8 protein-coding genes and 1 pseudogene are annotated in these 12,023 nt (G+C 42.0%); 5 read left to right on the plus strand and 4 right to left on the minus strand.

The window, feature by feature from the left end; all coding sequences use genetic code 11:
- Positions 1–22 precede the first annotated feature (22 nt).
- Positions 23–1,192, minus strand: a pseudogene (locus J2X77_RS12775) (IS3 family transposase).
- Between the two features lie 713 nt (positions 1,193–1,905).
- Here J2X77_RS12775 and J2X77_RS12780 point away from each other — a divergent pair.
- From J2X77_RS12780 to J2X77_RS12790, 3 genes are read left to right on the plus strand one after another with little or no spacing between them, the layout of a single operon-like run.
- Entirely contained in the window at positions 1,906–4,935 is a 3,030-nt protein-coding gene (locus J2X77_RS12780) for a hypothetical protein (RefSeq protein WP_209577518.1), read from the plus strand.
- A 12-nt stretch (positions 4,936–4,947) separates the two neighbouring features.
- The gene (locus J2X77_RS12785) at positions 4,948–8,400 is read left to right on the plus strand and encodes a DUF6443 domain-containing protein (RefSeq protein WP_209577520.1); all 3,453 of its coding nucleotides are present in this window, start codon (positions 4,948–4,950) and stop codon (positions 8,398–8,400) included.
- A 6-nt stretch (positions 8,401–8,406) separates the two neighbouring features.
- Entirely contained in the window at positions 8,407–8,859 is a 453-nt protein-coding gene (locus tag J2X77_RS12790; protein WP_209577522.1) for a hypothetical protein, read from the plus strand.
- Between the two features lie 81 nt (positions 8,860–8,940).
- Here J2X77_RS12790 and J2X77_RS12795 read toward each other — a convergent pair whose 3' ends face one another.
- The gene (locus J2X77_RS12795; RefSeq protein WP_310081029.1) at positions 8,941–9,288 is read right to left on the minus strand and encodes a helix-turn-helix transcriptional regulator; all 348 of its coding nucleotides are present in this window, start codon (positions 9,286–9,288) and stop codon (positions 8,941–8,943) included.
- Positions 9,289–9,510: 222 nt separating this feature from the next.
- A complete protein-coding gene (locus J2X77_RS12800; protein ID WP_209577526.1) occupies positions 9,511–9,834 on the minus strand; it encodes a hypothetical protein in 324 nt (107 codons plus the stop codon).
- 96 nt (positions 9,835–9,930) lie between these two features.
- Here J2X77_RS12800 and J2X77_RS12805 point away from each other — a divergent pair, with 96 nt between their 5' ends.
- Both J2X77_RS12805 and J2X77_RS12810 read left to right on the plus strand, forming a co-directional pair.
- The gene (locus J2X77_RS12805) at positions 9,931–10,731 is read left to right on the plus strand and encodes an RHS repeat-associated core domain-containing protein (protein WP_209577818.1); all 801 of its coding nucleotides are present in this window, start codon (positions 9,931–9,933) and stop codon (positions 10,729–10,731) included.
- Entirely contained in the window at positions 10,728–11,057 is a 330-nt protein-coding gene (locus J2X77_RS12810; RefSeq protein ID WP_209577528.1) for a DUF6984 family protein, read from the plus strand. The genes J2X77_RS12805 and J2X77_RS12810 overlap by 4 nt, the downstream gene beginning before the upstream one ends.
- Before the next feature lie 58 nt (positions 11,058–11,115).
- Here J2X77_RS12810 and J2X77_RS12815 read toward each other — a convergent pair whose 3' ends face one another.
- Entirely contained in the window at positions 11,116–11,505 is a 390-nt protein-coding gene (locus J2X77_RS12815; RefSeq protein ID WP_209577530.1) for a helix-turn-helix domain-containing protein, read from the minus strand.
- Positions 11,506–12,023 lie beyond the last annotated feature (518 nt).

The following is a 12,023-nucleotide window of genomic DNA, read 5'->3' on the forward strand; positions in this document are numbered from 1 at the left end:
AATCGGTGACCTCTCCCCGAATTTAGGAGTGTTCTAAAGTAGAAAATTCTGCTGTTTTGAAATGTTTTTTGATAAACATTTCAGGTGTCATATCCCCTAAACAGCTGTGTGGTCTGAAGGTGTTGTACTCTTCCCTCCAGATTTCAATTTTTTCCTTCGCATCTTCCAATGACAGGAACCAATACGCGTTCAGGCACTCGTCCCGAAAACTTCCATTGACCGATTCAATATACGGATTATCTGTTGGTTTTCCTGGCCTGGAGAAAACTAATTCCACCTGATGCTCATATGCCCATCTATCGACCTCCTTGGAAATAAATTATTCACCTGTGTTTGTTTTATTTGGTGTTCATGATTGCTCCGCAATTCCGATCCGTTATCCACTTGGATTTTTCTGGGTATTGCCTGTTGGAATAGTCGGAGCTCTTCCAAAACAGAAACAACGTCACTTCCTTTAAGCCCCCGTCCAACCTCAATAGCCATGCATTTACGGGGCTATAGTTATCCACTATAGTTAAGCAGCGGATTTTCCTGCCATCGAACAGCGCATCAGCGACAAAGTCCATACTCCAGCAGTCATGTAAATTGGAAAAAACCGGTCTCTCGGATCGATGAGCGGCGGCACGGCAGCGTCTGGGCCTTTTCACCCGTAGATTTAAGCCTTCTTCTTTATAAATTCGATAAATCCGTTTTGGATTATCCCGCCAGCCTTCACGTTTCAATAGAACAACAATGCGTTCTATGCCGTAACGCACGCGTGTTTCAGCAATGCTTTTTATGCGAAGGCGTAATGGACTGTCATCTGGTCTTTGGTGTTTATAATACCAAACTGAGGTGCTCAGCAGAGATATCTCGCACGCTCTGCGTAGGGAAATTCGATAATCAGAAATGAGTCCGGTAACCATGGTTCTACGCTGCGAAGGCTTTAAAACTTTTTTTTTAATACATCCTGGAGCATCTGTTTGTCCAGACTAAGATCGGCCACGAGCTTTTTCAGCTGTGCATTTTCTTCTTCCAATTGCCGGAGCTTACGCAGCTCCGATACCCCCAAGCCACCGTATTTCTTCTTCCAGTTGTAGAACGTAGCTTCGCTGATACCAATTTTTCTGCAGACTTCTTCCACACGGGTACCTGTCTCGGACTGTTTGATCGCAAAGGCGATCTGTGCTTCGGTAAACTTTGATTTTTTTATCGTTTTTCCTCCCTTTTAAAATTAGTAATTCATACCCAAATTCTCTACTTTTAAATGCTCCAGTTTTTTGGGGAGAGATCGCATTATCGGAATACTTTTTTTAAAATATATACACAAAAAGGACATCTACAGGTGGAATCTGTCCAATCTTGTGAGCTTTATATGCATGAACATATTTGTGAAGATAGATTTTTGGCAATGGGCCAACGACCCATTTATCAAGGAAAGGACGCCTGATAAAAACGGTCAGTTTGGGGGCCTTTAAGATGAGGGGGATAACTAACAGCGAAATCTAAAATAATATGCTTATTGATAAGAAAAATAGCCTTTTTCCCGAACCTAAATTTTATTTTGGACGCTAGTGTATATATATAAAGAATTATATATACCTTTAACATAATCAATTAAGGAGAAAACCTATTTTTATCATTAAAGAAAGAGAGTAATTTGTTTCATTGAAAAGATTATATATTTCAATTATAGTTAGGTATCCGATTTTTCTTATGTTAATAACTATATATCTTAATATTAAATCGACACAATCCATCTTTTCGTATGTCTAAAATCGTCTCCTTTTATCAAACTTAATTTAATTGTATAAGATTCTAATTTAGATGATTTACTATTTTAAAAGAATATATAGACTTATTGTTTAACATAAAACCATGAAATATTTAAGAAACACAGTTTTTGTTTTATTATTTCTGCCGTCAATGTTACGATCGCAGAGCGCACAAACAGAAAAATTTCAGGTTTATCCGCCAAACGCTTATGCTTTAGGAAGGTATGGGGATATTCCTGTTGATTATTCAACCGGAGTTCCTAACATAAGCGTCCCTTTAATGTCTATATCCGATAAAGATCTTACAGTTGATGTTTCCTTGTCGTATCACGCTACAGGAATTAAAGTTGACCAAGAAGCAACATGGGTTGGATTAGGATGGGTTCTGAATGCCGGCGGAATTATCACTCGTGATATAAGAGGCAAACCTGATAACGGTCAGACGAGACCGATTATAGAAGACTTTTTACCTGATTATTCAAATTATAACAGTTCGCTTGATCAATATCTAAATACAGTAACACCCAAAATACAGCAGATAGCTAGTCCTTCAGAAGATTTTTATGATGGAGAGTCTGATATTTATTATTATAATTTTAATGGGCGAACCGGAAAATTTTTTCTGGATAACAACAACAATATATGTTTATTTAAACATGATGACATAATAATAGATAAGAATACTTTTACAATAACAGATGATACAGGCATAAAATATTTTTTTGATAAACCTGTCTACATACAACAAGGAGCAAAAGTTAATATTACCTCTTGGTACTTAACGAAAATGATCAGCCCGACAGGCGGTGAAATTAACTTTGAGTATGAAAATAAAATAAATTATTATGCTGTGTCGCGAAATCACACGGCGTGCTTTATTAACGCGAGTACGGCCACAGGAAGTCTTAGCATCAATGAAGCGTCAAATCATGCAGGAGATGTATCTTCGAAGTATTATATAATTGAGCCACTTCTTAGCAGAATAACAACAAAGTCGGGGCATTATATAAATCTAATTGCTCCTATGGAAAACCGAAAAGACGTTGAGAGTTTCTCAGGAAGGGCATTAAAAGAGATTTCTTTGTATAACAACCGTAATGAACTTCAAAAAGGAATAGAGCTTAATTATGACTATTTTGAAGCAAACACGTCTCGTCGTTATAAAAACCGAGAGAATAACGAGGTTAGCAGTCTCGATTACTTAAACTATCGACTTCGGCTTGAGTCAGTAAAAGAATTTTCAAAATCAAAGGAATATGGCTATACATATCATTTCGAATATTATGGAGATAATAATCCTGTCACAGATGATGTTTATACTCTTCCTTATCGCCTTTCTCCGTGTCAGGATCACTGGGGATATTATAACGGTAGTTATAACAAGACTATTTTCCCTGGAAATAGTAATGATAGTTATCCTTATATAGAAACAGATCCATGGTTCACACAGATCGTCTCAGATTATGAACCCATTGATTTGTCACCACAATCTCATAGGATATACGGTGCAAATCGAGAACCAGATGGAGAAGCACTTAAAGCCGGCACATTGAATAAAATTATTTATCCTACCGGAGGATATACTCAATTCGATTTTGAGGCTAATAGGGACGGAAATATAAGAGGCGGTCTTCGAATTAAACAAACTGAAACCTTTGATAATCATGGTAATATAACAAAAAAGAAATACAGTTATTCCGGTATTGATGATGATTTAGTATATGTAAACAAAAGTAGGAACTATTATCATACTTATTTATATAACCCTATCCTTTTTAATTATAATACTGGTCCAGGTTCTGAAGGCGACACTTACAAATTTCAGCTTGTAAGAAGTGCTCTAATTTACATGGGTGTGCCACCTGAGTTAGTTTATCATGAAAACTATAATAAATTTATTCCGGCATGTGCTTGTGGAACTTATTTGCGGGTTGTAAAGATTGACGGAAGCTCCCCTTTAAGGCTCGGTTTAGAAGGAGAGACAGCTTATTCTAACGTTATAGAAGAAGTGGAGGGATTTGGTAAGACAGAATATAATTATACAAATTGTAAGAGTCAGTATGATGACTATTCCCCTGTCGATTACCCTGAAACATATAATGCTTTTTTTACAGGCTCAATACAAACGCTTAGCTCTTACTGGGAAAATAAAAGTTTTTCTGGCACAGGCACTAATTGTTTCACTTTGCCTTACCCAAGTTCTATAGATTATGGATGGCAGAGTAAGCTCTTAAACTGTAAACGATTTTATGATAAGGAAGGAAAGCTTATTGCCGAAGATTCTATTTCATATACAACTAAATTATTGCATGCGGTCCCTAATTTCAAAGTTATCAAATTATCTGATCATTACTACACGTATACCCGCTCTTATAATACTGGCGGTATGACGAACATAAGCAAAGAAATCAATCGACAATATACGCCAGATGGAAGGGTGGTGCGGAGCAGTAACGAATATGATTACTTATCATTATACCATAATAAAGTAACTGAGAAGAGAACTGGGATAAGCCAAGGAGACATTACAACAACAAAATATTATTACCCTCAAGATTATGGAAATTATTTCAGTGTTCTCAAAAGTAAGAACATTATTGCTCCTATCGATGAGAGAAGGTATAGAGGGAATAAACTTATTTCAGGGAAACAAGTTAAATATAATGATTATGGGCAACCGATAATGACTTATAACGCCGAGTCTGCTGGCGATATCACTTTCAATGCCAGTGCCCCGTTTACCTTTTCGCCCTATCAAAAATACTCCTACGATGCAGTTAGCAATAATTTGCAAACGCTTACGGTACGCGATGGTATTATCACCTCCTATCTCTGTGGGTACGGTGGTCAGTATCCAGTTGCTAAGATCGAAAATGCAACTTATGCCGAGGTGATTACGGCTCTTACGCAAGCTACTATTGACAATCTAAACAGCAGCAGTCAGACCGAAGCTACAATGGAAACATTGATCAAGAGCGCCGCGGATAAATTGCGAACCAATCTTCCCCAGGCAATGGTGACGAGCTATACGTACAAACCCTTGATCGGCATGACGAGCAAGACAGATGCGCGTGGGATTACGGAGTATTATAAATACGACGGCATGCAGCGTCTTCAGGCTATTCTTGATCACCTGAACAATGTAAACAGGTCCTTTGATTACCATTACCGTTCCAACTAAGCCAGATCAATTATGAAGAAGAACTTTTTAATATTGCTATCCTTATTCGGTTTTGGGGCGGTATATGGACAGCGTCTGCCACAGGATACCTCGTTGAGTTCCTATAGTAACCAGACCAATATCAAGGCCCTCAGGAGCATCACGCTTACCAATGGCTTTTATATTCCTGCCCCCGCGGCGGGCAAAACTGTTACGATCAGTATAACAGGCTTTCAGAATATTGTGAGCACGCCTACAGCGGGGCAGAATTATATCCTGACACGGACTTTTCGGGATACGGTTAAACTGGTGCAACTTGGGAGCCAGCGCACGATCGGTCAGGAAAACCAGAGCATCCAGTATTTTGACGGACTTGGTCGTCCGAGCCAGACCGTCCAGCTGATGGCCAGCCCGACGTATAAAGACATTGTACAACATATCGAGTATGACGGGTTTGGGCGTGAATCGACAAAATATCTTCCCTATGGCGAGAAGTCAGGCAACGGTAGTTTCCGGACGGGAGCAAAAACGACACAGTTGGACTTTTATAAAGACGGGGTAGGCTGGGATGCTGCGGTTGTAAAGACAGGCAACCCCTATGCGGTCACGGTTTTTGAGAACAGTCCGCTGAACCGTGTGCTGGAACAGGGGGCGCCGGGTGCAGCCTGGCAGCCCTTGCCAGCGCCAGGTACGGGGCATACGGTAAAAACCAGCTATGGCACAAATACTTCCACAGGGCTTGATGTTGTTAAACTTTGGACGGTAACGGCAAGTGGTGCCAGTGGTACGACGAACTATTCTGCCGGTAAGCTTTACCGTACGACTGTGAGGGACGAGAATTCGGTCAATACAACATCCCGTAGCGGATCGGTGGATGAATATAAAGATTTTGAAGGTCGGGTGGTGCTCAAGCGGGTATGGGAGAGCGAAAGCAAAGCGCTGAGTACGTATTATGTTTACGATGATTTTGGGGATCTGCGTTATGTGATCCCGCCGGCAGTGACGGGGACAAGTTTTAGCGAGCTTTCCACAGAACCAACATTTACAAATTTCGACAATTATGTCTATGCCTATAAATACGACGGGCGCCGTCGTATGATCGAGAAAAAGATTCCTGGAAGGGGATGGGATCACCTTGTTTATAACAAAAATGACCAGCTGCTGCAAGAACAGGACGCCGAGCTTCGCCAAACCAACAAATGGCGCGTGACCAAATACGATGCTTTTGGGCGTGTAGTGGTGACTGGTATCCATCAGGGCAGTAATCCGAGGCAGGTGGAGCAGGATTATATCAACAACGAAACAGCACTTTGGGAGACGCGCTTAGCAGGGCAGGCTAGCTATAGCAATGTTTCTTATCCTCGGGAGAACTTTACGGCCCGTACAGTGAACTATTATGATGACTACAGTTTTGAGAATGCTGGGCAGCTGCCATCGAAGAATATCGCGGCGAGTACCAAGACCAAATCGCTACTGACAGGCGTGCTTGTTTATAAAGAAGACGGCACAGCTCCTCTGCTGACAGTAAATTATTACGATGATTATGGGAGGTTGATCCAGACTGCCTCAAAGAACCATCTTGATGGAACTGATTATGTGACCAATACCTATAATTTTCCTGGGGAACTGCTGACCAGTACCCGGGTACATACGCCGGCAACAGGGATTGGAACAACTATCATTACAACGAATGAGTATGACCATGTGGGCAGGCTGGTTTCAACAAAGGAAAAAATCGGATCTCAGGCGGAGGTTATCCTGGCATCGAATAGCTACAATGAGATCGGCCAGCTGAAAAGTAAATCGGTGGGTAAGTCGGGCACGGAGACTTCCTTTGTGAACACCACTACGTATAGCTACAATGAGCGTGGCTGGCTCAGTAAAAGTACTTCTCCCAAATTCAGCCAGCAACTGAAATACCAGGACGGTACAAACCCACAGTGGAACGGCAATATCAGCCAGCAGTTGTGGGGAGACGATGTGACACTGCCAAATACCTTTAGCTATCAATATGATAAATTGAACAGGTTGACCAGTGGCACAAATGGTCAGACTGGGACGGCGAGCATAGCCGAGGTAATTACTTATGATGATCTTGGTATGGGCAATATCAAGACCTTGAAACGAGATGCCTTGACCGCGACGACCTATACCTATACAGGCAATAAACTGATGAGCCTGAGTGGTGGCTTAACAGGAAGCTATACCTATGATGCTAACGGTAATGCGAAAACAGACCGTATGGGTATGTCGATCACGTACAATTACCTGAATCTACCACAAACGGCCAAAAAAGCCGGGGTGGATGTGGCATTTTTGTATGATGCTATGGGTACCAAGCTGCAGAAGCTGTCGAAGATCGGCACTGCACCGAATATAATCACTACGGTCAGAGATTACGTGGGTGAAATCGAATACAATAATGGTGCTATTGATATTATCCATAATTCGGAAGGTTACGCTCAGAAAAATGGTGCGAATTATGTATATCATTATAACCTGACAGATCATCTGGGGAATGTCCGTGCTACGCTTAAACGTGGCAGCAGCCCTACGGCAGTTGATGTAGCGCAGCGTGATAATTATTACCCATTTGGAAAGCGTAAGGTTGTGGCAGGCGGAAATAATCAGTATCTTTATAATGGCAAGGAGATCCAGGGTGAGCTTGGAGATCAGTACGATTACGGGGCAAGGTTCTACGATGCGGAGATCGGTAGATGGAATGTTATAGACCCAATGGCCGAACAAATGCGTAGGCACTCGCCATATAATTATGCATTCAACAATCCAATACGATTTATTGATCCTGATGGGATGTATCCTGGTGATTTTTTAAATGAGAAAGGTCAATATGTCGGTAATGATGGTATAGATGATGGTAAGATTTATGTTGTAAAAACGACTCAGACTGATTTTGATAGTAAGGTTCCATCTGCGGGGATTTCAAAATCTGACTCAAAAGCGACTGTTGATTTTATTAAGAAAAACTCTGGTAATACTGAGGCGTTTAAAAGCAACTCTATGGCTTACGATAATAGTGTGGAAATTATTGGAGACGGCAGTGTTCGTCAAGGAATGGTGGATATAGTAAGTAAGGATAGTGGTAAGGGAGGAACATCTGCGGCTAATAATAGAGAGTATGGAGGTGTCATTAGGGATGGAAAAATTATAGAATCTCCAATGGGACCTGTTGGTAATCCTAAAACAGACCTAAGCGCTTCGGTCACTCATCCGAGTGTACGGGCTGGCGATATAACGTTTCATAGTCACCCGAGCGGTCAGATGGTCGAAGGACCTGGTTCTTCAACGATAGGAGGAAGCACTACAACCTATCAATGGGGAAGAGCGCCTTCGGGTCATGATGTAAAAGGAGCAGGAGGAAATGAATATGTGTTTTCTCGCGGAAACAGTACGGTTTATATATATAACAGGTCGGGAGTTGTTGTCACGATTCCTCAAGCTAGCTTTGTAACCCCTAAAAAATAGAATAAGATGAAACAAGCCGTTATCATAATCGCCTTTGTGTTTTGTAATATGTTTTGTCGTGCTCAGGTCACGAACGAATTGACAACTTTGCTTTCTTTAAGTATTGAAAAGCATATCTCCTCCAAAGAACAGCTTGTCAAAGAAGGGGTGTTGATCAGAGGCTACTTGGATAAAATTGTCTTTTTGAAGGATAACTTTCCTAGCGACTATTCTTTTGTATCTATAGATGGCTATAAGATCTCTTTTTTTGATGAATCAAAATATCGGAAATCTGAGCTAAGGAAAGGTATAAGAACTTTTAGAGTATCTTCTGTTGTTTTAAACGATAATGTGTTAAAAATTGCAATAGTGGACGGGACATTCTCAAAAAGAAAAAGGGATATTATTGTAACGGGCAACGAGAGCTCGATTTATCAATATATCTATCGTTGTGACAAAAAACGGTGGGAGGCATTATAGTTACGCTACTGTAAATAACACAGCCCAATCTTTCATCGGATTGGGCTGTGCTGTTTATTGCGCATAGGCTTTTCTAGCCTTTTAATCCCTGATGAGTGCATCAAGTACAAGGAACACCTGTTTCTTGTCGTCTTCCGGCATAACTGATATCTCCATGATCCTACCGAGGGTTGCCGAGTCAAGTTCGGTATCGGTCTTTCCCGAAAGGTAATCCAGCGATACATCGAGCACATCGGCCAGTTTGGAAGCCACTTCCACGGAAGGCGTCACCTCGTCACGTTCGTAGCGGCCGATGATATCTCCCGAAGTTCCCACTTTCTTGCCCAGATCGCCCTGCGAGAGCTTCTTTGTCTTCCTTTGATCCCACCGCACGGCTGGCCCTTCTGCAGCGTGGCGGCGGAAACCCTTCACATCCCGACCCGTCGGCACATTGTTGCCATTCTCGTGCTAAACCACTTTCACGGCAGCAAAGAGCCGTCTTTAATCCCTTGTTCCACCGCCCCGATGCCCAAAGCTAAGTAACATAATGGGTCATTATAGGCCTAAAGGCAGCTATAATGCCATTATATTAAATAGCCGCACGGCGATCGCTCGTTTGCACACCTCCCTCCGGTCAGGCAGTGTGCAGGCCTGCGGCAGCATGGCAATTGTCTATTGGGGAGTCTTCCACTCCCCAAACCCCTGGGGAACCTTCCGTCGACAGAACGGGCCGCACGAAATCCATCGCACAGGCCAAAGCCCATTCCATCGCCGGAAGGCCGTCCTGTAGGCACCCAATGTCGTCAGGGGTTCGGGGTGATCTTCTGTTAGGCCACCAGGAGCAGGAGAAGGTAGGCCTGTCAAGGGAACGTGGAATAAAGCGGAGTGAAATGAGCATTTATGCCGCGAAAGCCCTTTACCGGCCTGAACTTCGGAGGCTACATTTGCTGTAACAGATGAACAGACCAACCGTAAAATACCAGTTGCACAAACCAAACAAACTGCTATCTTTGGGTAGGTAAAGTTCTTTGAGAAAACTGGTCTGCAGCTGCCACAGGATCGGAAAAGCTACGAAAAAGTCGTGGTAGTCAGCTGGATTACGGGGCGAGATTCTACGATGCTGAAATCGGCAGATGGAATGTGGTGGATCCGTTGGCAAGTGACTATCAATCTTTTTCTCCGTATAATTATGTTCTTAACAATCCACTTTCAAATACGGATCCTGACGGGCGTTCTGTTAATACCCGATTTGTAAATTCTTTAGGGCAAACTATCATAAACACTGATGATGGTCGTAACGACGTCATTGAGGTTGCAGATAATAGGGTTGAAGAATTTAAGAAAAATATAGAAAGTTTCAGTCATGATCCTGGAAAGCTGAATTCCCTTGGTTGGAATAATTACTGGAGAGGAGAAGTTGGTTTTACTCAAACTATTAGCGGGGCTACTTTGGATAAGGCTGGCTTTAATTCGTTAAGTTCTGAGAATGTAAAATCTGCCGCGATTGAGTATTTATATGGAAATAGGAGTTCTCAGTCTGTTGTTTGGCAAGAGGTAAAGGCACAATGGAGTAATCCCGTTAACGTAGCTATGGGACTTACTGCTTTTGCTCATGGATTAACTGGAGTCCTCCAACCTAAACCACATTTTGGGTATCCTGAAATTGGAAACAATACAAATCATGCTATTAGATATTTAGTCGAAGCTGGTTTAAACGTTGATAAAGTGAAATCTGTTATATCAAAAGACCTTGGTTCGATATCTTCTTATAAAGTTGGAGCGAGAATACAAGGAGTAGTGACCGTTGACGGGGTAACAATAAAGTATAGTGGAACAAAGCTTCCAAATGGGAGAATAAACATTGGAACCATTCAACCACCAAGAAAACAATGAAAAGAAAATTGAAACCTGAGGAAATTAAACTAATTGCCTACATAATCAAAGATACTCCAGAAGGGATGAGAATAATAAATGATTTGCCCAACTTGTATGTAGAGGAGATGGATGATGGAGGAATGGGGAGTTTAAAGGTGGTCGTGGAAGGTGAAGACAATCGAAGAACCGGAGGTATCCTAAATGACATGGAGTTTCATGATGTTGATGGCATGATTTTAATTGTCTCAGTAATATTGGATACCAAAGATAATTTTTATCAGCTTGATATATTTAAAGGTGATTTCTCTCCTTTGAAAAAGATACCCGAGGTACCTTCTGAATGAAAGTATAAGCTAGTTCCATAGCATCGCCCAATCTTCATCGAATTGGGCTTTTTATTATCTACAAAGCGGCAATGCTCTTCAGCTTTGCTGCTTTTATGAATGCGTTAATAGTAGCGAAAATATGCGCCCTGTTTTCCTCATCAAGACCCTGTACCTCTTTCAGTAGCTTAAGCATCTCGTTATCTATCTGCTCGTACTCGCCGTCCTTGACGAGATAGTCCAGTGTCACATCCAGTGCCTCCGCCATCTTTGCGGCTACGTCAATGGAGGGGATGTTCTCACCTCTTTCATATTTACCTATAATATCGCCCGAAGTGCCGACCTTCTTGCCAAGCTCTCCTTGTGTCATCTTCTTTTGCTTGCGTGCAAACGCCAATCTGTCACCAAAATCCATAAATACCTCTGTTATATGAGTTATTATTGAATAATATTCAAATATAGCTAACATAATCTTTATCGGATCGAGCCGTGTTATATTATTTAAGTATCGCTTGCATCTTGCTCTTGGCGAGGAACGCATCGAGCAGGGTGAATACGTGATCCTTTTCACTTTCGCTGAGCTTTTCGATATCCTGAAACCTTTCCACTGTCCTACGGTCAAAGGTCATGTCGCTGGTCTCGCCAGCGAGATAATCCAGTGTAAGGGGATGATCCGCTTCTGTCCCGAGGATAAGCGCGATAGAGTAGCCATGCAGCTATTAGATATAAAAGACTGGAAATTAAAATAAGAAATGGAGTACAGAGTATAGCGTATGAAGTATAGCGTAGTTAAGGCACTCTAGTTTCGGCCTTCGGATGACAGAGGGATCTGACGGGGAGCAAGTTAAGACCATGTTATTGCCAAGTTCGCCCTGTAAGCAGCTTGAGTGTAGAGTGAGTCCACCTTGAGTCCACCTTTTAAGCTGCTTTCACTGTGCCTGCATGTTTTTTACTAATCGGGAGCAGGGCGAGCACGGGGCGAACTTG

Source organism: Sphingobacterium sp. 2149, assembly GCF_031455655.1.
Lineage (GTDB): Bacteria > Bacteroidota > Bacteroidia > Sphingobacteriales > Sphingobacteriaceae > Sphingobacterium.